Source organism: Pseudomonas sp. GW822-FHT04H02, assembly GCF_058800645.1.
In genome coordinates this window covers 143,989-169,790 of sequence record NZ_JBXAMM010000008.1, presented here as the reverse complement: position 1 = coordinate 169,790, position 25,802 = coordinate 143,989, and the positions used below count along the sequence as shown (strand labels likewise).

Here is a 25,802-nt window from a genome sequence, read left to right as displayed (position 1 = left end):
GTTGCTTTCGTGCTTGCTAGGAGATTTCCATGCGTATTTCCCACCGTGTCATCGGCGGCGTTCTGGTGGCCACCCTGCTGACCCAACTCACCGCCTGCGGCTCGATCTTCTTCCCCGACCGGCGCGGCCAGATCGACGGCAAGATCGATCCCCTGGTGGCTGTGCTGGATGCCGTTGGCCTGCTGTTCTACGTGATCCCAGGGCTGATCGCCTTCGGCGTCGACTTCGCCACCGGGGCCATCTACCTGGAGCCGGGCAAGACCGCGCAGATCGCGCCGGAAAAACTGCAACAGGCCATCGGCGCCGACGGTAAAGTCGACAACCGCAAGCTGCAGGCCATCCTGGAAAGCGAACTGGGGGGCAGCTTCCCCCTGGATGACCCACGCCTGATCCAGCACAAGGGCAGCGTGCAACAACTGGCGCTGTACGGCCTGCAACCTGCTGCCTGATCACTTTTACCCAGGAACCCGCCGTCGATGACCGCCAACTCGGAACACGCCCGCCTCCTGCGCCTGGCCACCCGCGCCTCGGTCACCGTGGCGGGCATACTGATCGTGACCAAGGCTGTCGCCTGGTGGCTGAGCGGCTCGGTGAGCATGCTCGCCGGGCTCACCGACTCGGTGCTGGACGGTTTCACCTCGCTGCTCAACCTGCTGGCAGTGCATTACGCCCTGCGCCCGGCAGACGACGACCACCGCTATGGCCACGGCAAGGCCGAGTCCCTGGCGGGCATGGCCCAGGCATTGTTCATCGCCGGCAGCGCGGTTCTGATTGCCTTCCAGGCGGCGCAACGCCTGCAACATCCGGAACCGGTAGGCGCGCCCTGGCTGAGCATCGGGGTGATCGTCCTGTCGCTGGCGCTGACCATCGCCCTGCTGCTCCTGCAGCACCGGGTGATCCGGGCGACCGGATCCAATGCAGTGCGCGCCGACTCCCTGCACTACCGCTCCGACCTGATGCTCAACGGCAGCATCCTGCTGGCCCTGGTGCTGGCGGCGTTCGGCCTGCATCAGGTGGACGCCTGGTTCGGCCTGGGAATTGCCGTCTACATTCTCTGGAGCGCGATCCAGATCGCCCGGGAGAGCTTCTCGGTGCTGATGGACCAGGAGCTGCCGCCGGACGTCAGCCAGCACATGCTGGAGCTGGCGTGCAGTGTGCCGGGAGTACTGGGGGCCCATGACCTGCGCACACGGATTTCCGGCAGCCACTGGTTTGTCCAACTGCACCTGGAATTACCCGGGGAACTGACCCTTTCGGTGGCCCATGGCATCAGCGACCAGGCCGCCGATGCCATCCAGAAGGCCTATCCACGGGCCGAAGTGCTGGTGCACGCCGACCCGCAGGAAGTGGTGAAGGCAGCCAGGGCTCAGTAGGTCACCTGATAGCCCCGTGAGCTCAAGCAGTTGCCCTGGGCCTGGCGGTAGGCCTGGACCACTTGCGGGGCCGGCTGATAGGTCACGCTCGCAGGATCGAAGCCGCTCTGCTGCACCGCCCAGCGATAGCAGTCGTAACGGTCCTGGTCGATCTGCTGCGGCGACTGGCCGTTGACCGGGTAGGCCAGCACGTCATAGCCATTGCCGCTCTGCTGCGGGTCCGCAACCGGCACGCCGGCAGGTGGCTCGACCACCACGTACTGCTGGGTGTTGGCTTCGTAGGTGTAGTAAGCCCCTGCCGCCAGAAAGAACAGCGCGCTGCCGATCCAGACTTCCCGCGCATAGTCGGGCAGGTACGTCACACGAATGCCATAGGGCGGGCGCACCACCACATAGCGCGGGCCTTGCGGGCGGTACCAGTAACCACCGGAAAAAAAGTAATCCTGGCCGCGATAGGCGACCCGGTCATTGCGCCCGGGGAAGCGGTCGATCACATACCCGGGGCGGTACTGCGGCCCGGGGCCCCAGCCATTGCCATGGCCATCGGGGCGGCCCGGCCAGCGGTAGTCGTTGGGATGGCCGCCACCTGGCCGAGAGCCCGGGCCGCCAGCCTGCCAATGCTGGTTGTAGTCGTTGCGCCGGGGAATGTCCTGATAGTAGCCACGCTGTGGCTCCTGGGTCTGGCGCACGGTGTCGGGGCGGCCCTGGATCGGCAGGTTGTTCGGCTGCTGCACCTGGGGTTGTGGCACAGGAGCCGGGCGAACCTGCTGATTGGGATCGTGCTGAGGCCGGTTCTGCCACTGCCCTCCCGGGTTCTGGCCGTTGTGCTCGAACTGACGGCTGTTATCGCCGCGAATGATTTCATTCTGCGGCCGCTGTGGCTGCGCACTGGGTGGTGGACGGTTGGGAACATTGGCGGGCCGCGGCGGGGCATTTTCCGGGCGGCCCTGGCCTTGATGCTCTCGCTGCTCGCCCCCGGGAGCGCCATGCTGCACAGGCGGCCGATTCTCGTCTCGCTCATCGGCGAGCAACTGAGCGTTGACGCTCAGGCACAACACACCAACACCTGCCATACGCCAGATGCGCGACTTCATGCTATTCCTCACTGCGGATAGGGGGGGCCTGTACATAAGACTGAAAAAGCCCTGGGCGGTTCTGCATCAGGTTATCAGTCACGAGACTTATTTCGCAGGCAATAAAAAAGGGCGGCCCGTCGGCCGCCCTTTGAGATTTTGTCCGTGCTCGGCGCTTTTGACGCCGGCTCACCTCACTCCGTCTTCTGGACAGTGTGTAGCCCGGGGGCCGGCTCAACCCTGTGGGATTGGCGGCCGCGGCAGGCCTGATTCGGCGGGCCGCAGTGGACTCTATGTCCGGGCAGTGATTCTGGTGATAAGAATAGGCGCGCAGCGAAGACAGAGGATTGCGAAGATTGCTTGTAAAAACACCACTTGCGCAATTTTTAACTCAAGATAGATAATTCAACGCAATAGTTACGACAAAGGCCTGATTGATGAGCAAACTCGACCGCTACGACCTGAGCATTTTGGCGGAGTTGCAACGCGACGCCCGTATCTCCAACCAGGAACTGGCCGAGCGCATCGGCCTGTCGCCCTCCCCTTGCTCGCGCCGGGTCAAGCAGCTGGAGGACGATGGCTACATTTCCCGCCAGGTCGCCCTGCTGGACCGCAAGATGCTCGGTCTGAGCCTGACCGCCTATGTCCTGATCGGCATGGACCGGCACACGCCGGAACGCTTCGAGAATTTCGAAGCCGCGATCCGCAGCCTGCCCCAGGTGCTGGAGTGCAGCCTGGTGACCGGGGTCGATGCCGACTATCAGCTCAAGGTGGTGGTACCGGACATGGACCATTACCAGAAGCTGCTGCTCGGCCATCTGACCCGTATCGAGGGCGTGACCAGCGTGCGTTCGAGCTTCGTGCTCAATCAGGTGCTCAACAGCACCGAACTGCCGCTGACCCACCTGCGCAACTGAATCCCGGCCCCCGCTGTGGCGACATAACGCATGCAGATCAATGCTTGGGCCGCGGGCGTTGGCGTATACTCGCCCGGCATTTTTTGCCCTGCCTGCACTGGAGATGAGTGATGGACCCAGCAGTATTCGAAGAGTGGATGATGACCGGCCTGGTCAGCATCCTGATCATTTTCATGGGTTTCATCGTCTGGGACCTGGCCAAGAAGTCCAAGGCCGGGCGCTTCGGCTCGTTCATCCTGTTCTTCGTGCTGGGCCTGGGCGTTGCAGCATTCATCATCAAGAGCGTGGTGATCGGCCTGATCGAGTCCGGCGCCTTATAAGCGCGCAGCCACCTCTTTCCACTGGCCCTGCTCCAGGCCGTCCAGGGTCCAGTCGCCGATCCTGACCCGCACCAGGCGCAAGGTCGGTAGCCCCACCGCAGCGGTCATGCGCCTTACCTGGCGGTTGCGCCCCTCGCGTATCACCAGCTCCAGCCAACTGGTGGGCACGCTCTTGCGAAAGCGCACCGGCGGGTTGCGCGGCCATAGCGTCGGTTCTTCGAGCTGACGCGCCTCGGCCGGCAGGGTCATGCCGTCATTCAACTGCACACCTTCGCGCAAGCGCTGCAACTGCTCGGCACTGGGCTCGCCCTCGACCTGCACCCAATAGGTCTTGGCCAGCTTGTGCTTGGGATCGGCGATGCGCGCCTGCAACTGCCCGTCATTGGTCAACAGCAGCAACCCTTCACTGTCGCGATCCAGGCGCCCGGCCGGGTAGACCCCGGGGACCGCAATGAAGTCCTTGAGCGTGGCCCGCCCCTCGCCATCGCTGAACTGGGTCAGCACATCGAAAGGCTTGTTGAACAGGATCAGCTTCGGCTCGACCGGCGCGGCCTTGGCCACACGCTTGGCGGGAGAGGAGGAAAACGGCTTGGCGCCAGGGCGGCGGGAAGCGGGACGGGGCGGACGGGACATGGGAGCAGGAACATTCAGCGATCAGGACCGACAATGCTAGTGGCCTGACCGCCAAATGACCATGGCTTAAACGCTTAGCGGAAAGGCGGCTCGTCGAAGCTGCGCAGTTTGCGCGAGTGCAGGGAGTTGAGCTCGCTGCGCATCAGGTCCACCGCTTCGATACCGATCTTCAGATGCTGGCTGACCGCACGCTCATAAAAGGCGTTGGCCGCGCCCGGCAACTTGATTTCACTGTGCAATGGCTTGTCCGAGACACACAGCAAGGTGCCGTATGGTACTCGCAGGCGATACCCCTGGGCGGCGATGGTGCCGCTTTCCATGTCCACCGCCACGGCCCGGGACAGGTTGATCAGCGGACGTTCTTCGGCCCAACGCAACTCCCAGTTGCGGTCGTCGTAAGTCAGCACGGTGCCGGTGCGCAGGCGTTTCTTCAGTTGTTCGCCCTTTTCCCCGGTGACATTGGCCGCCGCCTGCTGCAACGCCAGCTGGACTTCGGCCAGGGCCGGAATCGGAATGTTCGGCGGCACCACGCGGTCGAGAATGCCGTCGCGCCGCATATAAGCGTGGGCCAGCACGTAGTCGCCAATGGTCTGGGACTGCCGCAGGCCGCCGCAGTGGCCGATCATCAGCCAGCAATGCGGACGTAGCACCGCCAGGTGGTCGGTGATGTTCTTGGCGTTGGACGGGCCGACACCGATATTCACCAGGGTCACGCCGTGGCCATCGCTGGCCTGCAAGTGGTAGGCCGGCATCTGGTAGCGGTGCCAGACCACACCGGCGGCGATGGCCGAGGCCTCGCCGTGATCCATGCTTTTCTCGATGATCACGTTGCCCGGCAGGACCATGCGCACAAAGCGCGGATCGCTGCGCAACTGCTCCAGGCCATGAACGATGAACTGGTCCACATAGCGGTGATAGTTGGTCAGCAGGATCCACGGCTGCACATGACGCCAGTCGCTACCGGTGTAGTGCACCAGGCGCCGCAGGGAGAAATCCACTCGCGCGGCATCGAACAGCGCCAGGGGCAGCGGATGGGTATTTTCCCAATCGTAGAGGCCATCGGCGATGCCATCGGTGGCGGCCGACAGGTCGGTACTCGGGAACACCCGCGCCAGCGCCGCAGCGGTCACGCCGGAACCTGCCAGCTCGTCGCCCTGTTCCACGACATAGGGATAAGGAATGTTCTGCTCACTGACGCCCACTTCCACCGTCACGGTGAAGTCGTGCATCAACGGCACCAATTGTTCGAGCAGGTAATTACGGAAGGCTGCAGGATGGGTCACGGTGACACTGTAGGTGCCCGGCAACTGGACCTTGGCATAGGCCCTTGTGGTCTGTGGGACTTCGCCGTGGCAGTGGTAGGTCAGGCGCAACTCAGGGTAGCGAAACAGTGCTCGTTGCTCGGCATCCGGCTCGACCCGGTCCTTGAGATAACGCTTGAGCGCCTGGCTCAGCGCCGTGGTGGCCCGCTCATGCAGGGCGGCAAGCCGGTCCACGGCTTGCTCGGCGGTTTGAACGACAATAAAAGCTTCGGTCACGATAAGCATCCTGTGTTCTGAACTTGCAGGCGTTCATCTTGCCTGCAAGACCGTCCCACGGGAACAGCGCAATCACCGCAGGCGCCGGGAAGCCGGCGCCCAGGGAGGGTCAGAAGCCCTGAGGGGAGGAGCGGGCGACAATGGCTGCCACGTCCAGGCCACGCGGCAAGGTGCCGTAGACCCGCCCGCCCTGGCCGCCCAGGCGGCTGGCGATAAAGGCGTCGCTGACCACCTGGTTGCCTGCTTCCAGCAAGAGCTTGGCCTGCAGGCCCAGGGCAATGTCCTCGGTGAGTTGACGAGCACGGTATTGAATGTCGCCGGTGTCCTTGAAGCTCTCCTTCAGCCCGTTGATATGGGCGGCCAGGCGCTTGTCGCCATGGCCATCGCCCAATTCGGCGAACAAGGCGTCCAGCACGCCCGGCTCCTTCGACAAGGCTCGCAGCACATCCAGGCATTGCACGTTGCCGGAGCCTTCCCAGGTGGAGTTCACCGGCGCCTCGCGGTACAGCCGTGGCAGGATGCTGTCCTCGACGTAACCGGCACCGCCCATGCACTCCGCCGCCTCGTTGATCATCGCCGGGGCCCGCTTGCAGATCCAGTACTTGCCCACCGCCGTCACCAGCCGGGAAAACTTCGCCTCCTGGGCATCGTCCAGATGATCCAGGGCCCGCCCCATGCGCATGCTCAGGGCCAGGGCCGCTTCGCTTTCCAGGGCCAGGTCGGCCAGCACGTTCTGCATCAGGGGCTGCTCGCTGAGCACCCGCCCGCCCACGGTGCGATGGGCACAGTGATGGCTGGCCTGGGTCAGGGCCTGGCGCATCAGGGAGCTGGAGCCGACCATGCAATCGAAACGGGTCATGGCCACCATCTCGATAATGGTCGGCACGCCGCGGCCTTCCTCGCCGATCATCCAGGCCAGGGCACCGCGGAACTCCACTTCGCTGGAAGCGTTGGAAAGGTTGCCGAGCTTGTTCTTCAGGCGCTGGATATAGAACTGGTTGCGCGTGTCATCGGGACGGTGCCGGGGCAGGAGGAAGCAGGTCAGGCCCTTGTCGGTCTGGGCCAGGGTCAGGAAGGCATCGCACATCGGCGCCGAACAGAACCATTTGTGGCCCACCAGCTCGTACGCCTGCCCGGGGCCGCCAGCCCCCACCGGGTAGGCCCGGGTGGTGTTGGCACGCACATCGGTGCCGCCCTGTTTCTCCGTCATGGCCATGCCGATGGTCAGCCCGGCCTTGTGTTGCATGCCGACATTTCGCGGGTCGTACCGGGTGGCAAGGATCTTGGGCAGCCACTGGTCGGCGATATCGGGTTGCAGCTTCAAGGCCGGTACACAGGCGAAGGTCATGGTCAGCGGACATCCGCTGCCGGCCTCGGCCTGGCTGTGCAGATAGGTCATGGAGGCGCGGGCAACATGGGCCCCCGCTTGCGGATCGGTCCAGGGCAGTGAGGTCAGGCCGGCTTCGATCGCCGCCTGCATCAATTGGTGATAGGCGGGATGAAACTCCACCAGATCGATCCGGTGGCCAAAGCGGTCGTGGCTGGAAAATACCGGTTTGTTCTGATTGGCCAGGAACCCCGCCTCCATCAACGGACCACCGGCCAGGGCGCCATAGGCGTCGACCCGCGACTCGGCCCAACCGGCATCGAAACGGCGCATCCATTGCTGCAGCGGCAGGTCGATCCGATAGAGATTGGCGCCGTCCAAAGCTGGCGGCTGGTTGGTGACTTCGTGGGTTTCAGCGAACTGGTGGAGGTTCATCGCGGGGCTCCTTCAGGGTGTGCCAAGACCCCAGTTAAGCACCGCCCCCACCCCGAACAAAGTGGCATACCTGCCTAAATGTCGGCGCTTTCGCCCTGCTCCACAGAGAGCACATATCTCGACAATGCCGTTTGCAAGGCCTCAAACTTCACCGGTTTAGCCAGATAGTCGGAGCCAGCCCCCGCCGGGCAGCCCTCTTTGCCGGGCACGCAGGCCAGCAGGATGGGCAATTGGGAATAGCCGGGCAGCGCCTGGGCCTGCAAGCGAAACGCCCCCAGTTGCGCCGTGGACATCTCGCCATCGATCAACACCGCACTGACCAGCTCACGCCCGAGCAATTGCAGGGCATCAGTAGGGCTACCGGCGGTGCGCACCTGGTAGCCCAGCTTGAGCAGCATGCCCCTGACCACCAACTGATTGACGTCGTTGTCGTCCACCAGCAGCACGGTGCAGTCCCGGGGCAAGCGTCGCGCCACTGCCACCGGCGAGCGCGGGGCGGGTTCCTGGGCGTCGAACTCCACCAGCAGGCGGAAACAACTGCCTCGGCCGGGCGTGGATTCGTGGGTCAATTGCCCGCCCAGCAACTCCACCAACTGCCGACAGATCGCCAGGCCGATACCCAGCCCGCCATATTCGCGGGTCATGGAACCATCGAGCTGGAAGAAACGCTGATACAGGGTCGCTTCATCCAGGTTGACGAAGCCAATACCGCTGTCGATCACCTCGAAACTCAGGCTGACCCGCTGCGCCGACACGGAACGCGTGAGCACCCGCAGCACCACGCTGCCCGAAGGGGTGAACTTGATGGCATTGTCCAGCAGGCACTCCAGACAATGGCTGAGTTTGCAGCGGTCGCCCTGCAAGCGATCGGGCAGCCCGGCGCTCAAGTCGATCTGGAAAGCCAGCGACTTGGCGGCGGCACTGGCGCCGTATTGGGTCTGCAGTGTCGTCAGCAGGGAGCGCAGGCTGAACGGCTGACGCTGGGCACTGAGCTTACCGGCCTGCAGCTCGGTCAGGGTCAGAATGCCGTTGACCATGCGCATCATGTCCCGCGCCGAGCCGGCCGCTGTCTGCTGGTATTGCTCCAGCTCCGGATCCAGTTCCAGGGTCTGCATCAGTTCCAGGGAGCCGATGACGCCGTTCATCGGGGTCCGCAGCTCATGGGTCAGGGTGGCCAGGAATTCGTCCTTGAGCCGGTTGCTGTGGGCCAGTTGCTGGTTCAGCACTTCAAGCTTCTGCCCGGCTTCGAGCAGTGTCTGGGCCTGTTGCTCACGCATGGCATTGATGCGATCGGCCAGGGCCAGGGACAGCAACGCCACTTCGATCGCCGAGCCGATCTGGCTGGCGTACATGGTCAGGAACACATTCGGCAGGTAACCCAGCACCATCAAGGTGTTGATCACCCCTCCAAACAAAAAGGCCGACCAGGCGATGATGAAGTAACGCGCCACCCGCAACCCGCGACACCAGGCGACGATCCCCGCCACATAAATCACCACGGTAAACAGCAACGCCAGGGTGGTGGCCAGGCGCAATGCCAGGGCATAACTGGTCATCAGTGAAAGCGCCATGACCAGCGCGCCAAATGCCATCAAGGCCAGTAGTACGCGGTCGACCCAGGGGCTGTGGCGGGAAGTCTGCAGGAAGCTGCGGGCGAACTGGCTGCCGAACAAACCTGCCGAACCGATGAAGAACGGTGTCGCGGCATTGGCCCACCAGGGGCTGTCGGGCCAGAAGTACTCCACTGCGGCGCCGTTGACCGACAGCTGATAGAGACCGAAGGAAGCGATATAGAAGATGTAGTAGAGGTAGCTGGTGTCCCGCACGCTGAGGTAGATGAACAGGTTGTACACCAGCATCCCCAGCAGCACGCCGTAAATCAGCCCGAGCACATACAACCGCACCGGCTGGGCTTCCAGGTAAGCACTGCTGGACCACAGGCTCACCGGCGCCTGGATCGAGCCTTCACTGGCCAGCCGCAGGTAGACGGTCTTGTGCTCGTGGGGAGAAAAATTCAGGTTGAACAGGTAGTTGTTCTGGCGAATCTCTCGACTGTCGAAGGGCAAGGCATCCCCGGTACGACCCGCCAGGCGATAACCACCAGACTCGTCAGGGACGTACAGTTCAAGGTGGTCCAGAGGCGGATAGGCCAACTCCAGCAACCAGCTGCGTTGTGCGCTCGGGTTGGCGGGGCGATAGTCGAGGTCGATCTTCAGCCAGAACGCCGAGCGCGAATAACCGGCGTTGAGGGTGTCTTTGTCGTGGGGTCTGAATTGTTCAGCCAGAGGCCCCGAGCTGACATCGGCAATGGTCGCCTCACCCCCCGCGTCTTCGAGTACTTGCATCACTCGGCCCAAGGGCAGGCGTTGAGTGAACTCGTCGAACTCGGCGGCGCCAGCCAGCATCGGCAAGCTCAACAGCAACATCAGCAAATAGTGCATAAAGCCCCAGCGTGGCTTGTCCGGTGGTGTCAGGAAGTCCCCCATTTCCCTTGAGCAGACGTAGAACCGGCATGACCTGTTATTGATTTGAATCCACTCTAGCATAGCCGCTGATGGCCATTGAACACCATTGTAAGTTTTAGTCTAAAGGCTCTAGAACGGGGCTTTCAGCGCAATCCAGCGGGCTAGAGCTGTTGCTTCGGTCAAGTGGGCTGGCAGGCGCCAGACCGCCCCTCTCTTATATGTCGAGCGCCGCGAAAAAAAACGTTTGGTGGTAAGCTCGCCGCCCATGAATATCTACAGCTCTCGCCCCGTTGTCCTCTGTCTCTCCGGCCACGACCCCAGTGGTGGCGCCGGCCTGCAGGCAGATATCGAAGCCCTGCTGGCTCAGGGTTGTCATGCAGCTCCGGCTGTCACCGCGTTGACCGTGCAGGACACGGTCAATGTCAGCGACTTCCGCGTCCTGGATCGCGAGTGGGTATTGGCCCAGGCCAATGCGGTGCTCAACGACTCCACGGTAGCGGCGGTCAAGCTGGGCATGCTCGGTTCCCTGGAAATGGTCGACACCGTGGTCGAGCTGCTCCAGGCCCACCCGCACCTGCCAGTGGTCTGCGATCCGGTGTTGCGCGCCGGCGGCGGTGGCCGGCTGGGCAAGGATGAAGTCGGCTACGCCATGCGCGAGCGCCTCCTGCCCCTGGCAACCATTGCCACCCCCAACCTTCCCGAAGCCCGAATTCTCGCGGAACTGCCTGAAGGCAGCGCCGACCAATGCGCCGAAAAACTTCTGCCCTTCGTCAAGCATTTGCTGATCACCGGCGGCCACGGCGATGAACACGAAGTCCACAATCGCCTGTACAGCCGTGACGGCCTGCGCAAAACCTATACCTGCCAGCGCTTGCCGGGCAGCTACCACGGCTCCGGCTGCACCCTGGCCAGCGCACTGGCCGGCCGCCTGGCCCAAGGTGAACACCTGGCCAGTGCGGTGAAGTCCGCCCTGGATTACACCTGGCGCACCCTGCGCGATGCCGAACAGCTTGGCCGTGGCCAGTTCGTTCCGCGCCGCTTGCCGCTGGATTTCTGCTCGTAATGTCATGAGGCCTGCTCAATGAAACTACGTGGTCTGTACGCCATCACCGACAGCCAACTGTTGGCCGGCAAGTTTCTGAAGTACGTGGAGGCGGCGCTGGAAGGCGGTGTCACGCTGTTGCAGTACCGCGACAAAAGCGACGACCAGGCCCGCCGACTGCGGGAAGCCGAAACCCTGCTGGCCTTGTGCGAGCGCTACAAGACCCGTTTGATCATCAACGATGATGCCGAGCTGGCGGCGCGTATCGGTGCCGGCGTGCACCTGGGCCAGACTGATGGCCCATTGACCCCGGCCCGAGCCTTGCTGGGCCGCCAGGCGATCATCGGTGCCACCTGCCACAGCCAGTTGCCACTGGCCGAGCAAGCCGCCAAGGAAGGCGCCAGCTATGTCGCCTTCGGCCGTTTCTTCAATTCCACCACCAAGCCCGGCGCGCCTGCGGCCAGCCTGGAGCTGCTGGACCAGGCCCGGGCCAGCCTGCACCTGCCGATCTGCGTGATCGGCGGCATCACCCTGGACAACGCCGCGCCACTGGTGAACCACGGCGCCGACCTGCTGGCGGTGGTCCACGGCCTGTTCGGCGCCGAGAGCGCCGAAGAAGTGACCCGCCGCGCCCGCGCCTTCAACGCCCTATTCAACAGCTGATTTTTGAGAGCCCGATCATGTCTCGTTCCGAAACCCTGTTTGCCAACGCCCAGAAACACATCCCGGGTGGCGTCAATTCGCCTGTCCGCGCCTTCAAGAGCGTGGGCGGCACCCCGCTGTTCTTCAAACACGCAGAAGGTGCCTACGTCACCGACGAAGACGACAAGCGCTATGTCGACTACGTTGGCTCCTGGGGCCCGATGATTCTTGGCCACAGCCACCCTGATGTCCTGGACGCCGTGCGCACGCAACTGGAACACGGCCTGTCCTACGGCGCACCGACCGCCATGGAAACCGAAATGGCCGACCTGGTGTGCTCCATCGTGCCATCCATGGAAATGGTGCGCATGGTCAGTTCGGGCACCGAAGCCACCATGAGTGCCATTCGCCTGGCCCGTGGCTTCACCGGCCGGGACAGCATCATCAAGTTCGAAGGCTGCTACCACGGCCACTCCGACAGCCTGCTGGTGAAGGCTGGCTCCGGCGCCCTGACCCAAGGCGTGCCGAGCTCCGCCGGTGTGCCCGCGGCTTTCGCCAAGCACACCCTGACCCTGCCCTTCAACGACATTGCGGCGGTGGAAAAAATGCTCGCCGAAGTAGGCCAGGAAGTGGCCTGCATCATCGTTGAACCAGTGGCCGGCAACATGAACTGCGTACCCCCGGCACCGGGTTTCCTCGAAGGCCTGCGTCGCCTCTGCGATCAGCACGGCGTAGTGCTGATCTTCGACGAAGTGATGACCGGTTTCCGTGTTGCCCTCGGTGGCGCTCAGGCCCATTACGGCGTGACACCCGACCTGTCGACCTTCGGCAAGATCATCGGCGGCGGCATGCCGGTAGGCTGCTTCGGCGGCAAGCGCAAGATCATGGAGCACATCGCGCCCCTGGGCCCGGTCTACCAGGCCGGCACCCTGTCCGGCAACCCGCTGGCCATGGCCGCAGGCCTCACCACTCTGCGCCTGATCAGCCGCCCGGGCTTCCACGCCGAACTGAGCGACTACACCAGCCGTCTGCTCGAAGGCCTGCAACAACGCGCCGATGCAGCAGGCATTCCGTTCGTCACCACCCAGGCTGGCGGCATGTTCGGCCTGTACTTCAGCGGTGCCGATGACATCGTCACCTTCGACGATGTGATGGCCAGCGACGCCAACCTGTTCAAGCGCTTCTTCCACCTGATGCTGGAAGGCGGCGTGTACCTGGCGCCGAGTGCCTTCGAAGCGGGCTTCACCTCCATCGCCCACGGCGAGGCCGAGTTGCAGCTGACGCTGGATGCGGCAGAGCGGGCATTCGCCGCCCTGAAGTAAGCGCTGGACGGCGGGCGTGTGAAACATCACGCCCGTTGTAGTCTTTACTTGAATTTTCTGCAGTGAAACCTGCAAATGCTGATGAATCCTTGGGATATAGCGCCCACGCAGCAGAAAAACGAGTAAAGACTTTGTAAGGTGGGCCCTGCTTATTTCATAATGCGCGCTTATTGGGCCCCACGCTGGGCCCCGCGCCCCTCAGAGGTAAGTCGATTCCCATGAACCGCACCGGCCGCGCCCTGACACTGGGCTGCCTGTTGCTCCTTCAGCCCCTGCTCGCGCATGCACAAGCAGGTGGCAACTCGTTGTTGATCCCGGCGCTGGGTCGCTGCACCCTCGATCCCCAGGCTCAGGACCAGGCCGAGGCCCTCACCGCCTGCCAGAAGGCCGCCGACGAGGGGGATGCCGAGGCGCAATACGAGTTGGGCGAGTTCTACTACGAGGGCAAAGGTGCGCCGCAAGATTTCAATCAAGCCCTGAGCTACTTCGAAAAGGCCTCCTTGCAAGGCCATGCCCAGGCGCAATTCAAGCTGGGCACCATGTTCTTCCACGGTGAAGGCGTGCCGGCCAATAACGTCCAGGCTTACATCGTGCTGAAGATGGCTGCGGTCAATGGCGCCGAAGACGCCCTGGACACCGCCGACGAAGTCGCCGAGCACATGCAGCGCGACGAACTGGAAGTTGCGACCCAGGTGCTGGGACAGATTTTCCGCAAATACCTGATGGAACTGCAGAGCGCCGATGGGCGTTCACCCTTCTCGCCCCTGCCGTAGGCATTTGCGCCTCAGTCGCCGGTGAGCCGGCTTCCACACAGACAACCGCCCTCCCGGAAAGACGGAATCGGCCAGGCTTACTTTTCCGGCATCGGCATCGGGAACGGCATGACGTTGCTCACCCCGCGGGCCTCGCTGATCTTCGGCGTACCCAGGCGCTCGACTTCATCGATGCGCACGATCGAATGCATCGGCACAAAGCTGCGCACTACACCTTCGAACTGGGCCTTGAGCTTCTCCTCGCTCGGGTCAACGACCACTTGCGTGCGCTCGCCAAAGACGAACTCTTCCACTTCCAGGAAACCCCACAGATCACTCTGATAGATCTGCTTGGCGTACATTTCGAACACCTGGCCCTGGTTGAGGAAAATCACCTTGTAGATTGGAGCTTCACGTTTGGTCATGGCGGGCGGGTAACACATCGGGGGACAAAAATAGGGCGCGAACTATAGCATAGCTACCCGATGCACAACCCTAGGAACCTGTGGGCATGGCCCCTATAATGCGCGGTTCTTTGAATCACGTGATGATCCCGTCCATGGCCAAGAAGCTTTACATCGAAACCCACGGTTGCCAGATGAACGAGTACGACAGCTCGCGCATGGTGGACCTGCTGGGCGAACATCAGGCCCTGGAAGTCACCGCACGCGCCGAAGATGCGGACGTCATCCTGCTCAACACCTGCTCCATTCGCGAACGCGCCCAGGACCGGGTGTACTCCCAGCTCGGGCGCTGGCGTGAGCTCAAGCTGGCCAATCCGGACATGGTGATCGCCGTAGGCGGCTGCGTGGCCAGCCAGGAGGGCGCGGCCATCCGCGACCGCGCACCCTATGTGGACGTGGTCTTCGGCCCGCAGACCCTGCACCGCCTGCCGGAAATGATCGACGTCGCGCGCATCACCAAATTGCCGCAGGTCGACGTCTCGTTCCCGGAAATCGAAAAGTTCGACCACCTGCCCGAGCCCCGGATCGATGGCCCCAGCGCCTATGTCTCGGTGATGGAAGGCTGCAGCAAGTACTGCACCTTCTGCGTCGTGCCCTACACCCGCGGCGAAGAAGTCAGCCGGCCCTTCGACGATGTGATCGCCGAGATCATCCACCTGGCGGAAAACGGCGTCCGCGAGGTGACCCTGCTGGGCCAGAACGTCAACGGCTATCGCGGCCAAACCCACGACGGGCGCATGGCCGACCTGGCCGAATTGATTCGTGTGGTTGCCGCGATCGATGGCATCGAGCGAATCCGCTACACCACCTCACATCCGCTGGAGTTCTCCGACAGCCTGATCCAGGCGCATGCCGAAGTACCAGAACTGGTGAAGCACCTGCACCTGCCGGTGCAATCCGGCTCGGACCGGATCCTCGCGGCCATGAAGCGCAATCACACCGCCCTGGAGTACAAGTCCAAGCTGCGCAAGCTCAGGGCGGCTGTTCCGGGAATCTGCATCAGTTCGGACTTTATCGTCGGCTTCCCAGGCGAGACGGAGAAGGATTTCCAGCAGACCATGAAACTGATCGAAGACGTCGGTTTCGACTTCTCCTACTCCTTCGTCTACAGCCAACGGCCGGGAACACCGGCCGCCGACCTGGCCGACGAAACACCGGAGGCGGTGAAAAAGGAACGGCTCAACGCCTTGCAGCACCGCCTCAACCAGCAAGGTTTTGAAATCAGCCGACAAATGGTCGGCTCTACCCAGCGCATCCTGGTGACCGACTACTCGAAGAAAGACCCGGGCGAACTGCAGGGACGGACCGAGAACAACCGCATCGTCAACTTCCGCTGTGACAATCCCACGCTGATCGGCCAGTTCGCCGACGTGTACATCGACTCGGCGCAGCCTCACTCGCTGCGCGGCTCCCTGCTGCAATAACCTGGCAGGGAAAAGCCCCAGCAGCCCTTGCTCCGCATAAGAGCTTTCGCACCCAGGCTGCTGGCGTTATCCTTGAATTCATCTTAATTGCCGTTGGGCGGCTAAAAACGACCTTGAACGCACCCATAGAACCTCATCGTTTCATCCTCGAGCCCTTCGAGGCTCGCCGCTTCGCCAATCTGTGCGGGCAATTCGACGAGCATCTGCGCTTGATCGAACAGCGCCTGACGATCGAGATCCGCAACCGCGGCAATCAGTTCGAACTGATCGGCGAACCCAAGCAAACCACCTCCGCGGAAAACCTTCTGCGCCGTCTCTACCGGGAAACCAAGGGCACCGAGCTGTCGCCGGACCTGGTCCACCTGTTCTTGCAGGAGTCTGCCGTGCAAGAGCTGGACAACCCTTCGGTAGCCGATGCCGCCGTGGCCCTGCGCACCAAGAAAGGCATGATTCGCCCCCGCGGCCTGAATCAGCAGCGCTACGTCAAAGAGATCCTCGGCAACGACATCAACTTCGGCATTGGCCCGGCCGGTACCGGCAAGACCTACCTGGCCGTGGCCTGCGCCGTGGACGCCCTGGAACGCGAGCAGGTGCGACGCATCCTGCTGGTGCGCCCGGCGGTAGAAGCCGGCGAAAAGCTCGGTTTCCTGCCCGGCGACCTGGCCCAGAAGATCGACCCCTACCTGCGCCCGCTGTACGACGCCCTGTATGAAATGCTCGGCTTCGAACACGTGGCCAAGCTCATCGAACGCCAGGTCATCGAGATCGCGCCCCTGGCCTACATGCGCGGCCGCACCTTGAACAACAGCTTCATCATCCTCGATGAGAGCCAGAACACCACGGTGGAACAGATGAAGATGTTCCTGACACGGATCGGTTTCGGCTCCACTGCGGTGATCACCGGCGACATCACCCAGGTCGACCTGCCCAAGGGCACCAAGTCCGGCCTGGCCCATGTGATCAACGTACTCAAGGATGTGCCTGGTATCAGCTTCACTCACTTCATGCCCAAGGACGTGGTGCGCCATCCGCTGGTGCAACGCATCGTCGAAGCCTACGAGCGCTTCGAACTGCACGCTGCCGACGAGGCCGCCAAGGCTGCCGCAGACCGAGGCAACCGCCACGATGCTTGAGCTTGACCTGCAGCGCGCCAGCCAACAGCCGGCCCCCAGCGATGAACAGTTCCGCCAGTGGTGCGAGCTGGCCCTGCGCCAGCGCACCGCCGATTCGGAACTGACCATCCGCCTGGTGGACGAAGCAGAAGGGCGTGAGCTGAACCACACCTGGCGTCATAAAGATTACGCCACCAATGTGCTGTCATTTCCTGCCGATGTACCGGATGAGCTGCTGGATATCCCATTGCTGGGGGACCTGGTGATCTGCATTGCGGTGGTCGAACGCGAAGCGGCTGAACAAGGCAAGGAACTTCAGGCCCACTGGGCCCATCTGGTGATTCACGGCTGCTTGCATCTGTTGGGCTACGACCATATAGATGACGACGAAGCCGAAGAAATGGAAGCGCTGGAACGAACGTTGCTTGCAGAACTGGGTCATCCGGACCCTTATGCAGATGACGAAAGCTGATCAACAACCCCCTGTAACAACCAAGGATTCAGAGCAATCGCTATGAGCGAAGATCGATCGAGCAACGGGCAAAAGTCATGGCTGGGCAAACTGACCCAGGCTTTTGCCCATGAGCCGAAAAACCGCCAGGAGCTGCTGGAGCTGCTGCGCGAAGCCCATCAGAACAAGTTGCTGGACAGCGAAGCGCTGGCCATCGTCGAAGGCGCCATCCAGGTCGCTGACCTGCAAGTCCGGGACATCATGGTTCCGCGCTCGCAAATGATCAGCATCAAGGCGACCCAGACCCCTCGGGAGTTCCTGCCCGCAGTCATCGATTCGGCGCACTCGCGCTACCCGGTGATCGGCGAAAGCCATGACGACGTGATGGGCGTCCTGCTGGCCAAGGACCTGCTGCCGCTGATCCTCAAGGAGAACGGTGACAGCTTCAACATCAAGGACCTGCTGCGCCCGGCGACCTTCGTCCCCGAGTCCAAGCGCCTGAACGTGCTGCTGCGCGAGTTCCGCGCCAACCACAACCACATGGCCATCGTCATCGACGAGTACGGCGGCGTGGCAGGCCTGGTGACCATCGAAGACGTGCTGGAACAGATCGTCGGCGACATCGAGGACGAACATGACGTCGAGGAAGACAGCTACATCAAGCCACTGCCCAGCGGCGACTTCCTGATCAAGGCGCTGACGCCCATCGAGAACTTCAACGAGTTTTTCGACAGCGACTTTTCCGACGACGAATTCGACACCGTAGGCGGCCTGGTCATGAGTGCGTTCGGCCACTTGCCAAAACGCAACGAAATCACTGAAATCGGCGCCTATCGCTTCCGCGTGCTCAACGCCGACAGCCGGCGGATTCATCTGCTGCGCCTGACCCCCATTTCCCGCTGAGGAAACGGGTCATCTGCCCTCCCCCGCACCGCGATATCGTCTTGAGGCCACTTGCCTGGCCTCAAGCGATACAGGGCGGGGACGCATCGGCCGAGCAGCGCTGCGTGACTCGACGCTCATCTGAAACAACCCAACCATTCTCCTCGTGCCTCGCCCGGTACGACACAGGAAAGAGCTGATGAAACGCCTCTTGCAGCGCTCAACCCGCCCCGGCTGGCCCGGCAACCTGCTGGCCGTGATCGCCGGCGCCATCACCACCCTGGCCCTGGCCCCCTACAACATCTGGCCTCTGGCGCTGCTGGCAGTCGGCCTGTTCTACGCCGGGCTGCGCGAGCTGACACCGCGCCAGGCCCTGGGCCGCGGCTGGTGCTTCGGCTTCGGCCTGTTCGGGGCCGGCACCAGCTGGATCTACGTCAGCATTCACACCTATGGCGGCGCCTCGGCCCTGCTTGCCGGCCTGCTGATGCTGGCCTTCATCGCCGCCATCGCCTGGTTTTTCGCACTGCCTGCCTGGCTCTGGGCCCGCTGGTTGCGACGCAATGAAGCGCCGCTGGCGGACGCCCTGGCATTCGCGGCCCTGTGGCTGGGCCAGGAAGCCTTTCGCGGCTGGTTCCTCACCGGTTTTCCCTGGCTGTATTCCGGCTACAGCCAGCTTGACGGCCCACTGGCCGGGCTTGCGCCGCTGGGCGGCATCTGGCTGATCTCCTTCTCCCTGGCCCTCACCGCAGCGCTGCTCTACAACCTGCCGCGACTGATCAAGGCCGGGCGCAAAGCCTTCATCGTTGCGGGCGTGCTCCTGTTGGCAGCCCCCTGGGTCGTGGGCCTGGCCCTGAAAGGCCATGCCTGGACCAGCCCCGCCGGAGAGCCGCTATCGGTCGCCGCCATCCAGGGCAATATCGAACAGAGCATGAAGTGGGACCCGGCCGAGCTCAACGCCCAGCTGGCGCTGTATCGCGACATGAGTTTTCGCAGCAAGCGCGTAGACCTGCTGGTCTGGCCGGAAACCGCAGTACCGGTGCTCAAGGAGTCGGCCGAAGGCTACCTGACGATGATGGGCAACTTTGCCGCCGACCGTCATTCCGCGCTGATTACCGGCGTTCCGGTGCGCCAACTGGTACGCCATGAAAAACGCTACTTCAACGGCATCACCGTGACCGGCGAAGGGGACGGCACCTACCTCAAGCAGAAGCTGGTGCCTTTTGGCGAGTACGTGCCCCTGCAGGAAGTGCTGCGCGGCCTGATCGACTTCTTCAACCTGCCGATGTCGGACTTCGCCCGCGGCCCGGCCGACCAGCCGCTGCTGCAGGCCAAGGGCTATCAGATAGCGCCGTTCATCTGCTACGAAGTGGTCTACCCCGAATTCGCCGCCAGCCTTTCGGCCCGTAGCGACCTGCTGCTGACCATCAGCAATGACACCTGGTTCGGCACTTCCATCGGCCCCCTGCAACACTTGCAGATGGCGCAGATGCGCGCCCTGGAAGCCGGGCGCTGGATGATTCGCGCGACCAACAACGGCGTCACCGGGCTGATCGATCCGTTCGGCAGGATCACGGTGCAGATTCCCCAGTTCGAACGCGGCATTCTGTACGGCGAGGTCGTGCCCATGCACAACCTGACGCCGTATCTGCAATGGCGCTCCTGGCCGCTGGTGGTGCTCTGTACCCTGCTGTTTGGCTGGGCCTTGCTGGCCAGCCGTATTGCCAAGACCGTTTGAGGGCCCTCGCTGGCAATCCGGCTCCCGAGGGAGCCGGATTGCCATCAGCGATAGAACAACCGGTAGCCCAATTGGCCCACTGCCTCATTGAGCAACTGGCCACTCTGCCAGATCGACTTGAACTCAGGCATCCAGCCTCCCAGCGGACGGGCGTTATCCACTCCCAGGAACCCCACGGGTGCAGGCACCACTTCAAACCCGGCGTGCTCGAAACTCCACACCGAGCGGGGCATGTGCCAGGCCTGGGTCACCACCACCACACGCTTGATCCCCAATGGCAGCAGGACCTCGGCGCTGAACTGCGCGTTCTCCCAGGTAGTGCGGCTGCGGCCTTCCTGCCAGCGCACCGTCACGCCAAAGTCATCGAGCAGGGATTGCGCCATCAACGCAGCCTCGGTGGGCGGCGTACCGTAATGCAGGCCGCCACTGGTCAGCACCGGCAGCCCGGAGGCCTTGGCCAGGCGCGCGGCATAGCGTTCGCGCTCCAGGCCCACGCCGGTGGGCTGGTCGGAGCCCCACGCCGGATCGCCCCGCTCCCGCCCCGAACCCAGCACCACAATCACATCCGCCTGCTCGGCCAGGCTCGCCCATTGGCTTTGCGGCAAGGGCGGCAGGCGCTCCAGACCGCGCGCGCCCCACTCCACCATGACCGGCAGGCTCATCAGCCAGAAACCGCCCAGCCCCAAGGCAAAACACCAACCTGCCAGCCGTGGCCGGGAACGGCGCAAGCCCCAGGCAAGCAGCAGCAACAGCAATAGAATGCCGGGCGGCAGCAGCAACTGTTTGATGAAATAGCGAAAAGGCATCGAGCATCTCCAACAAGATGCCCGAAGCCTAAAGGGGATACCTGTCCGGCAACAACCAATGCCTGGTATTTTTGCTCCCGAGGTCCTCGGCCGCGACCTCGCTCGACCCGATAAGGGGCCCTGGGACCTACTTGAACTGCTGAGATCGGACTTTCACCGATGCCTTGACGGGCGCCTGATCCTTCAGCCAAATGATCTTGGCCGAACGAGGCACCTCCTGGTGTTGCAGACTGCCCATTGGATTGATCTGCATTTCACGTTGATGGCGGGCCAGATAGGCCCTGATCAATTCAAACTCCGCCCGGCTCAAACCCCGCAGCTCCAGCTCGATAGGCCGCTCATTGCGCAGTCGATCCGCCGTTTTTGCCGCATCCAGGGCCAGAGCCAGTCGATTGAGGAGCCTTTCATACACCTCCGGTTCTGTTGCTTTTCGCTGCGATTCAAGCATCCGTTCACCTCATCGAAGATAAGACTCACTCCCCTTTTTGAGCTTAGTCGGACAGCCGAAAGCGACGCGCCGCCGCGACCAACGGCCCGCCCGAGCAATCAGGGTTTCCCTCGGCAGAGTGCGGTCATGTATGCTACGGCGCTTCCTGTAACTCCACTTCCAGCTCCATCGGGCACTGAAAAACGCCGCATTTGGCGTCATCGCCACCCGAAGTTGCGTTGAAGAGGATTAGGCCACCCCTATTCAGTACAAAAGTAGCCATGCACGAACACTATCAGCCCCGTGAAATCGAAGCCGCCGCCCAGTCGTTCTGGGACGAGCAAAAGTCCTTTGAAGTCAGTGAACAGCCAGGCAAGGAAACTTACTACTGCCTATCGATGTTCCCTTACCCCAGCGGCAAGCTACACATGGGGCACGTGCGCAACTACACCATCGGCGACGTGATCTCCCGCTACCAGCGCATGCAAGGCAAGAACGTTCTGCAACCCATGGGTTGGGACGCCTTCGGCATGCCGGCGGAAAACGCCGCGATGAAAAACAACGTGGCTCCCGCCAAGTGGACCTACGAAAACATCGCCTACATGAAGACCCAGCTGCGCAGCCTGGGCCTGGCGGTGGACTGGTCCCGCGAGGTCACCACCTGCAAGCCGGACTACTACCGCTGGGAACAGTGGCTGTTCACCCGTCTGTTCGAAAAAGGCGTGATCTACCGCAAGAACGGCACCGTGAACTGGGACCCCATCGACCAGACCGTGCTGGCCAACGAACAGGTGATCGACGGCCGCGGCTGGCGTTCCGGCGCGCTGATCGAAAAGCGCGAAATTCCGATGTACTACTTCAAGATCACCGCCTACGCGGATGAACTGCTGGAGAGCCTCGACGAACTGCCGGGCTGGCCCGAGCAGGTCAAGACCATGCAACGCAACTGGATCGGCAAGTCCCGTGGCATGGAAGTGCAATTTCCCTACGACCAGGCCTCCATCGGCGAAGCCGGGACCCTGAAAGTCTTCACCACCCGTCCAGACACCCTGATGGGCGCGACCTACGTTGCCGTGGCAGCCGAGCACCCGCTGGCCACCCTGGCAGCACAGGACAACCCCGAGCTGCAGGCCTTCATCGCCGAATGCAAGGGTGGCAGCGTCGCCGAAGCCGACATGGCGACCCAGGAAAAGAAAGGCCTGCCGACTTCGCTGTTCGTCGAGCACCCGTTGACCGGTGAAAAACTCCCGGTCTGGGTCGCCAACTACGTGCTCATGCACTACGGCGACGGCGCAGTCATGGCGGTACCGGCCCACGATGAGCGCGACTTCGAGTTCGCCACCAAGTACAACCTGCCGATCAAGGCCGTGGTACGCACCAGCGCTGGCGATGAAACTCCGGCGCCCTGGCAGGACGCTTACGGCGAGCATGGCGAGCTGATCAACTCCGGCGAGTTCAACGGCCTGGACTTCCCTGGCGCGTTCGATGCCATCGAAGTGGCGCTGCTGAAGAAGAACCTCGGCCAATCGCGCACCCAGTTCCGCCTGCGGGACTGGGGCATCAGCCGCCAGCGCTACTGGGGCTGCCCGATCCCGATCATCCACTGCGACAGCTGCGGCGATGTACCCGTCCCGCAAGAGCAGTTGCCGGTGGTATTGCCGGAAGACGTGGTTCCCGATGGCGCCGGTTCGCCACTGGCGCGCATGCCCGAGTTCTACGAGTGCAACTGCCCGAAATGCGGAGCACCTGCCAAGCGCGAAACCGACACCATGGACACCTTCGTCGAGTCCTCGTGGTACTACGCCCGTTACGCCTCGCCGCACTATGAAGGCGGCCTGGTAGATCCGGCCGCGGCCAACCACTGGTTGCCGGTGGATCAGTACATCGGCGGTATCGAACACGCCATCCTGCACCTGCTCTACGCGCGCTTCTTCCACAAGCTGATGCGTGACGAAGGCCTGGTGAGTTCCAACGAGCCGTTCAAGAACCTGCTCACCCAGGGCATGGTGATTGCCGAGACCTACTACCGTCGCGAAGCCAATGGCAGCTACACCTGGTACAACCCGGCGGATGTCGAGCTGGAGCGTGACAGCAAGGCCAAGATCATTGGCGCCAAACTCATCTCCGACGGCCTGCCGGTGGAGATCGGTGGCACCGAGAAGATGGCCAAGTCGAAGAACAACGGTGTAGACCCGCAATCGATGATCGAACAATACGGCGCCGATACCTGCCGCCTGTTCATGATGTTCGCCTCGCCGCCCGACATGAGCCTGGAATGGTCCGACTCTGGCGTTGAAGGTGCGCACCGCTTCCTCAAGCGCGTCTGGCGCCTGGCCCAGGCCCACGTCAGCCAGGGGCTGCCGGGGGCTCTGGATGTAGCGACCCTGAGCGACGAGCAGAAAGCCATTCGCCGTGCAATCCACCTGGCCATCAAGCAGGCCAGCCAGGACGTAGGCCAGCATCACAAATTCAACACCGCCATCGCCCAGGTGATGACTCTGATGAACGTCCTGGAAAAAGCGCCGCAAGGCAGCGAACAGGACCGTGCACTGCTGCAGGAAGGCTTGCAGACCGTAGCCCTGTTGCTCGCCCCGATCACTCCGCATATCAGCCATGAGCTGTGGGGCCAACTGGGTCAAAGCGGCGCGATCATCGATGCCGGCTGGCCAGCATTGGACGAAAGCGCGCTGGTGCAGGACAGCCTGCAACTGGTGATCCAGGTCAACGGCAAACTGCGTGGCCAGATCGAGATGCCAGCCAGCGCCAGCCGTGAAGAAGTCGAAGCGGCCGCTCGCAGCAACGAGAACGTACTGCGCTTCACCGAAGGTCTTACGATTCGCAAGGTCATCGTGGTGCCGGGCAAACTGGTCAACATCGTCGCCAGCTAATTGGATCAGGCGCCCGGTCCGGGATCGGGCGCCGAATAAAACCTCCAGGGCCACAAGGTTGGCCCATCTGGTTTCAAGGGGAGCAATACATGATCAAACGTAATCTGCTGGTGATGGGCCTGGCCGTGCTGCTGAGCGCCTGTGGCTTCCAGCTGCGCGGCACAGGCACCAACGAGCTGACAGTCAAAGAACTCGACCTGAGCGCCCGGGATGCCTACGGCACTACCGTCAAGATGCTCAAGCAGCAACTGGAATCCAGCGGCGTCCAGGTCCATGCCGGTGCACCCTATAAGCTGGTACTGCTGAATGAGGAAAGTTCTCAGCGCACTCTCAGTTATACCGGGGGGGGCGCCTCCGCAGAGTACGAAATCGGCACCACTCTGAGCTACGAGATCCTTACACACGACAACCTGCATCTGCTCAGCGACAAACTGGAAGTGCAGAAAGTCTTCCTGCACGACGGCAACAACATCACCGGCTCCGACCAGGAGTCTGCCGAGACCCGCAAGGAAATGCGTCGCGACCTGATCCAGCGCATGCTGATTCGTCTGCAATTGCTGACCCCGGACCAGCTTGCCCAACTGCAGGCGACCGCCGAAGCCAAGGCCAAGGCAGAAGCCGACGCCCTGGAAGCCGCACGCAAGGCTGAGGCGGAAACACCGCAACAGTCCCCTATGGAACTGCCGAACCAGTAAGCCATGCGGGGCGTTCCGGCGCCCCCCTGGCACCCGCCTATGAAACTCGCCCCTGCCCAACTCGGCAAACACCTGCAAGGCACTCTCGCGCCGATCTACGTGATCAGCGGCGATGATCCCCTGCTTTGCCAGGAAGCCGCCGACGCCATTCGCTCTGCCGTACGCCAGCAGGGGTTCGATGAGCGCCAGGTATTCAGCGCCGACGCCAGTTTCGACTGGGGCACCCTGCTGCAAGCAGGCGCCAGCATGTCGCTGTTCGCCGAAAAACGCCTGCTGGAATTGCGTCTGCCCTCGGGCAAGCCTGGTGACAAGGGCGCAGCAGCGCTGATCGAATACTGTTCGCGGCCTGCCGAAGACACAGTGCTGTTGATCAGCCTGCCCAAACTCGATGGCAGCGCGCAGAAAACCAAATGGGGCAAGGCGCTGGTCGAGGGTACCCAGACTCAGTTCGTACAGATCTGGCCGGTGGATGCCAACCAGCTGCCGCAGTGGATTCGCCAGCGCCTGTCCCAGGCCGGCTTGTCCGCCAGCCAGGATGCCGTCGAATTGATCGCCGCCCGGGTCGAAGGCAACCTGCTGGCTGCCGCCCAGGAAATCGAGAAGCTCAAGCTGATGGCCGAGGGTGGGCAAATTACCGTCGAAACGGTCCAGGCGGCGGTGGCCGACAGTGCCCGCTTCGACGTATTCGGCCTGGTGGACGCCATCCTCAATGGTGAAGCGGCCCATGCCCTGCGCATGCTGGAAGGCTTGCGCGGCGAAGGCGTGGAACCACCGGTGATTCTCTGGGCACTGTCCCGAGAACTGCGCCTGCTGGCCAACCTGGCCCTGCAGTTCAGCCAGGGCGTGCCATTGGACAAGGTCTTCAGCCAGGCTCGCCCGCCCGTCTGGGACAAACGCAAACCCCTGATGAGCAAAGCCCTGCAGCGCTACTCCGCACAACGCTGGGGCCAACTGCTGCTCGATGCCCAGCGCATTGATGCGCAGATCAAGGGACAGGCCAGTGGCTCGCCCTGGAGCAGCCTGAGCCGCTTATCGCTGCTGATGGCCGGCCAGCGCCTGGCGCTTGCGGCCGAGTAAAG

At 62.7% G+C, this 25,802-nt stretch carries 24 protein-coding genes; 16 read left to right on the top strand and 8 right to left on the bottom strand.

The annotated features are described in order from the left end of the window. Window positions 1-29: 29 nt before the first annotated feature. On the top strand, window positions 30-449 hold the full coding sequence (locus tag AC1RMG_RS28975; protein WP_011063637.1) for a hypothetical protein: 420 nt from the start codon (window positions 30-32) through the stop codon (window positions 447-449). Window positions 450-476: 27 nt separating this feature from the next. Then, window positions 477-1,373, top strand: coding sequence for a cation diffusion facilitator family transporter (locus AC1RMG_RS28970; RefSeq protein WP_019093824.1), 897 nt, complete (start codon window positions 477-479; stop codon window positions 1,371-1,373). Here AC1RMG_RS28970 and AC1RMG_RS28965 read toward each other — a convergent pair. Then, complete coding sequence (locus AC1RMG_RS28965) at window positions 1,367-2,467, bottom strand: DUF6515 family protein (RefSeq protein WP_493170830.1); 1,101 nt, start codon at window positions 2,465-2,467, stop codon at window positions 1,367-1,369. The two genes, AC1RMG_RS28970 and AC1RMG_RS28965, sit on opposite strands and share 7 nt — an antisense overlap. A 416-nt stretch (window positions 2,468-2,883) precedes the next feature. Here AC1RMG_RS28965 and AC1RMG_RS28960 point away from each other — a divergent pair, with 416 nt between their 5' ends. Both AC1RMG_RS28960 and AC1RMG_RS28955 read left to right on the top strand, forming a co-directional pair. Next, the gene (locus AC1RMG_RS28960; protein ID WP_011063640.1) at window positions 2,884-3,363 is read left to right on the top strand and encodes an Lrp/AsnC family transcriptional regulator; all 480 of its coding nucleotides are present in this window, start codon (window positions 2,884-2,886) and stop codon (window positions 3,361-3,363) included. Window positions 3,364-3,473: 110 nt separating this feature from the next. After that, a complete protein-coding gene (locus AC1RMG_RS28955; protein ID WP_003228500.1) occupies window positions 3,474-3,683 on the top strand; it encodes a DUF2788 domain-containing protein in 210 nt (69 codons plus the stop codon). Here AC1RMG_RS28955 and AC1RMG_RS28950 read toward each other — a convergent pair. The 4 genes from AC1RMG_RS28950 to AC1RMG_RS28935 all read right to left on the bottom strand — a co-directional run bounded on the left by AC1RMG_RS28950 (window position 3,678) and on the right by AC1RMG_RS28935 (window position 10,057). Beyond that, a complete protein-coding gene (locus AC1RMG_RS28950; RefSeq protein ID WP_161466734.1) occupies window positions 3,678-4,244 on the bottom strand; it encodes a pseudouridine synthase in 567 nt (188 codons plus the stop codon). The two genes, AC1RMG_RS28955 and AC1RMG_RS28950, sit on opposite strands and share 6 nt — an antisense overlap. Before the next feature lie 146 nt (window positions 4,245-4,390). Then, a complete protein-coding gene (gene amn / locus AC1RMG_RS28945; protein ID WP_015637154.1) occupies window positions 4,391-5,863 on the bottom strand; it encodes an AMP nucleosidase in 1,473 nt (490 codons plus the stop codon). A gap of 100 nt (window positions 5,864-5,963) precedes the next feature. Beyond that, window positions 5,964-7,616 (bottom strand): acyl-CoA dehydrogenase family protein, encoded by a 1,653-nt coding sequence (locus AC1RMG_RS28940; RefSeq protein WP_065363626.1) that lies wholly within the window; start codon window positions 7,614-7,616, stop codon window positions 5,964-5,966. A gap of 74 nt (window positions 7,617-7,690) precedes the next feature. Continuing rightward, window positions 7,691-10,057 (bottom strand): hybrid sensor histidine kinase/response regulator, encoded by a 2,367-nt coding sequence (locus AC1RMG_RS28935; protein WP_404673598.1) that lies wholly within the window; start codon window positions 10,055-10,057, stop codon window positions 7,691-7,693. 289 nt (window positions 10,058-10,346) lie between these two features. Here AC1RMG_RS28935 and AC1RMG_RS28930 point away from each other — a divergent pair, with 289 nt between their 5' ends. The 4 genes from AC1RMG_RS28930 to AC1RMG_RS28915 all read left to right on the top strand — a co-directional run bounded on the left by AC1RMG_RS28930 (window position 10,347) and on the right by AC1RMG_RS28915 (window position 13,860). After that, window positions 10,347-11,144, top strand: a complete 798-nt coding sequence (locus AC1RMG_RS28930) for a hydroxymethylpyrimidine/phosphomethylpyrimidine kinase (protein ID WP_015637156.1) — start codon at window positions 10,347-10,349, stop codon at window positions 11,142-11,144. A gap of 18 nt (window positions 11,145-11,162) precedes the next feature. Further along, a complete protein-coding gene (gene thiE, locus AC1RMG_RS28925) occupies window positions 11,163-11,786 on the top strand; it encodes a thiamine phosphate synthase (protein WP_011063646.1) in 624 nt (207 codons plus the stop codon). Window positions 11,787-11,803: 17 nt separating this feature from the next. After that, the gene (gene hemL, locus AC1RMG_RS28920) at window positions 11,804-13,087 is read left to right on the top strand and encodes a glutamate-1-semialdehyde 2,1-aminomutase (RefSeq protein WP_125062965.1); all 1,284 of its coding nucleotides are present in this window, start codon (window positions 11,804-11,806) and stop codon (window positions 13,085-13,087) included. 218 nt (window positions 13,088-13,305) lie between these two features. Then, a complete protein-coding gene (locus tag AC1RMG_RS28915; RefSeq protein ID WP_011063648.1) occupies window positions 13,306-13,860 on the top strand; it encodes a tetratricopeptide repeat protein in 555 nt (184 codons plus the stop codon). A gap of 77 nt (window positions 13,861-13,937) precedes the next feature. On the opposite strand, the gene AC1RMG_RS28910 is transcribed toward AC1RMG_RS28915, so the two are convergent. Then, window positions 13,938-14,264, bottom strand: a complete 327-nt coding sequence (locus AC1RMG_RS28910) for a DUF1820 family protein (protein ID WP_007927079.1) — start codon at window positions 14,262-14,264, stop codon at window positions 13,938-13,940. Between the two features lie 134 nt (window positions 14,265-14,398). On the opposite strand from AC1RMG_RS28910, the gene miaB reads away from it, so the two are divergent. The 5 genes from miaB to lnt all read left to right on the top strand — a co-directional run bounded on the left by miaB (window position 14,399) and on the right by lnt (window position 19,907). Beyond that, entirely contained in the window at window positions 14,399-15,727 is a 1,329-nt protein-coding gene (miaB, locus tag AC1RMG_RS28905) for a tRNA (N6-isopentenyl adenosine(37)-C2)-methylthiotransferase MiaB (RefSeq protein WP_011063650.1), read from the top strand. 113 nt (window positions 15,728-15,840) lie between these two features. Then, window positions 15,841-16,860, top strand: a complete 1,020-nt coding sequence (locus tag AC1RMG_RS28900) for a PhoH family protein (protein ID WP_011063651.1) — start codon at window positions 15,841-15,843, stop codon at window positions 16,858-16,860. Continuing rightward, window positions 16,853-17,311 (top strand): rRNA maturation RNase YbeY, encoded by a 459-nt coding sequence (gene ybeY / locus AC1RMG_RS28895; RefSeq protein ID WP_011063652.1) that lies wholly within the window; start codon window positions 16,853-16,855, stop codon window positions 17,309-17,311. Before AC1RMG_RS28900 ends, ybeY begins: the two co-directional genes overlap by 8 nt. 42 nt (window positions 17,312-17,353) lie before the next feature. Beyond that, window positions 17,354-18,193, top strand: a complete 840-nt coding sequence (locus tag AC1RMG_RS28890; RefSeq protein WP_011063653.1) for a CorC family transporter — start codon at window positions 17,354-17,356, stop codon at window positions 18,191-18,193. A gap of 190 nt (window positions 18,194-18,383) precedes the next feature. Continuing rightward, window positions 18,384-19,907 (top strand): apolipoprotein N-acyltransferase, encoded by a 1,524-nt coding sequence (lnt, locus tag AC1RMG_RS28885; protein WP_053160199.1) that lies wholly within the window; start codon window positions 18,384-18,386, stop codon window positions 19,905-19,907. A 44-nt stretch (window positions 19,908-19,951) separates the two neighbouring features. Here lnt and AC1RMG_RS28880 read toward each other — a convergent pair whose 3' ends face one another. Together AC1RMG_RS28880 and AC1RMG_RS28875 are read right to left on the bottom strand one after the other, a co-directional pair. Beyond that, window positions 19,952-20,713, bottom strand: coding sequence for a YdcF family protein (locus AC1RMG_RS28880; protein WP_103290680.1), 762 nt, complete (start codon window positions 20,711-20,713; stop codon window positions 19,952-19,954). A 127-nt stretch (window positions 20,714-20,840) separates the two neighbouring features. Further along, window positions 20,841-21,161, bottom strand: coding sequence for a hypothetical protein (locus AC1RMG_RS28875; RefSeq protein WP_011063656.1), 321 nt, complete (start codon window positions 21,159-21,161; stop codon window positions 20,841-20,843). A gap of 260 nt (window positions 21,162-21,421) precedes the next feature. On the opposite strand from AC1RMG_RS28875, the gene leuS reads away from it, so the two are divergent. The 3 genes from leuS (at window position 21,422) to holA (ending at window position 25,800) form a co-directional block, all read left to right on the top strand. Then, the gene (leuS, locus tag AC1RMG_RS28870; protein ID WP_145714345.1) at window positions 21,422-24,028 is read left to right on the top strand and encodes a leucine--tRNA ligase; all 2,607 of its coding nucleotides are present in this window, start codon (window positions 21,422-21,424) and stop codon (window positions 24,026-24,028) included. Between the two features lie 89 nt (window positions 24,029-24,117). Continuing rightward, entirely contained in the window at window positions 24,118-24,723 is a 606-nt protein-coding gene (locus AC1RMG_RS28865; protein ID WP_125062966.1) for an LPS-assembly lipoprotein LptE, read from the top strand. A gap of 39 nt (window positions 24,724-24,762) precedes the next feature. Beyond that, the gene (holA, locus tag AC1RMG_RS28860; protein ID WP_077934839.1) at window positions 24,763-25,800 is read left to right on the top strand and encodes a DNA polymerase III subunit delta; all 1,038 of its coding nucleotides are present in this window, start codon (window positions 24,763-24,765) and stop codon (window positions 25,798-25,800) included. Window positions 25,801-25,802: the final 2 nt, after the last annotated feature.

Excerpts from the sequence above, each read along its gene's own strand:
- AC1RMG_RS28975 (WP_011063637.1), top strand. The coding sequence starts at position 30 with ATGCGTATTTCCCACCGTGTCATCGGCGGCGTTCTGGTGGCCACCCTG.
- AC1RMG_RS28970 (WP_019093824.1), top strand. The coding sequence starts at position 477 with ATGACCGCCAACTCGGAACACGCCCGCCTCCTGCGCCTGGCCACCCGC.
- AC1RMG_RS28965 (WP_493170830.1), bottom strand. The coding sequence starts at position 2,467 with ATGAAGTCGCGCATCTGGCGTATGGCAGGTGTTGGTGTGTTGTGCCTG.
- AC1RMG_RS28960 (WP_011063640.1), top strand. The coding sequence starts at position 2,884 with ATGAGCAAACTCGACCGCTACGACCTGAGCATTTTGGCGGAGTTGCAA.
- AC1RMG_RS28955 (WP_003228500.1), top strand. The coding sequence starts at position 3,474 with ATGGACCCAGCAGTATTCGAAGAGTGGATGATGACCGGCCTGGTCAGC.
- amn (WP_015637154.1), bottom strand. The coding sequence starts at position 5,863 with ATGCTTATCGTGACCGAAGCTTTTATTGTCGTTCAAACCGCCGAGCAA.
- AC1RMG_RS28940 (WP_065363626.1), bottom strand. The coding sequence starts at position 7,616 with ATGAACCTCCACCAGTTCGCTGAAACCCACGAAGTCACCAACCAGCCG.
- AC1RMG_RS28935 (WP_404673598.1), bottom strand. The coding sequence starts at position 10,057 with ATGCACTATTTGCTGATGTTGCTGTTGAGCTTGCCGATGCTGGCTGGC.
- AC1RMG_RS28930 (WP_015637156.1), top strand. The coding sequence starts at position 10,347 with ATGAATATCTACAGCTCTCGCCCCGTTGTCCTCTGTCTCTCCGGCCAC.
- thiE (WP_011063646.1), top strand. The coding sequence starts at position 11,163 with ATGAAACTACGTGGTCTGTACGCCATCACCGACAGCCAACTGTTGGCC.
- hemL (WP_125062965.1), top strand. The coding sequence starts at position 11,804 with ATGTCTCGTTCCGAAACCCTGTTTGCCAACGCCCAGAAACACATCCCG.
- AC1RMG_RS28915 (WP_011063648.1), top strand. The coding sequence starts at position 13,306 with ATGAACCGCACCGGCCGCGCCCTGACACTGGGCTGCCTGTTGCTCCTT.
- AC1RMG_RS28910 (WP_007927079.1), bottom strand. The coding sequence starts at position 14,264 with ATGACCAAACGTGAAGCTCCAATCTACAAGGTGATTTTCCTCAACCAG.
- miaB (WP_011063650.1), top strand. The coding sequence starts at position 14,399 with ATGGCCAAGAAGCTTTACATCGAAACCCACGGTTGCCAGATGAACGAG.
- ybeY (WP_011063652.1), top strand. The coding sequence starts at position 16,853 with ATGCTTGAGCTTGACCTGCAGCGCGCCAGCCAACAGCCGGCCCCCAGC.
- AC1RMG_RS28890 (WP_011063653.1), top strand. The coding sequence starts at position 17,354 with ATGAGCGAAGATCGATCGAGCAACGGGCAAAAGTCATGGCTGGGCAAA.
- AC1RMG_RS28880 (WP_103290680.1), bottom strand. The coding sequence starts at position 20,713 with ATGCCTTTTCGCTATTTCATCAAACAGTTGCTGCTGCCGCCCGGCATT.
- AC1RMG_RS28875 (WP_011063656.1), bottom strand. The coding sequence starts at position 21,161 with ATGCTTGAATCGCAGCGAAAAGCAACAGAACCGGAGGTGTATGAAAGG.
- leuS (WP_145714345.1), top strand. The coding sequence starts at position 21,422 with ATGCACGAACACTATCAGCCCCGTGAAATCGAAGCCGCCGCCCAGTCG.
- AC1RMG_RS28865 (WP_125062966.1), top strand. The coding sequence starts at position 24,118 with ATGATCAAACGTAATCTGCTGGTGATGGGCCTGGCCGTGCTGCTGAGC.
- holA (WP_077934839.1), top strand. The coding sequence starts at position 24,763 with ATGAAACTCGCCCCTGCCCAACTCGGCAAACACCTGCAAGGCACTCTC.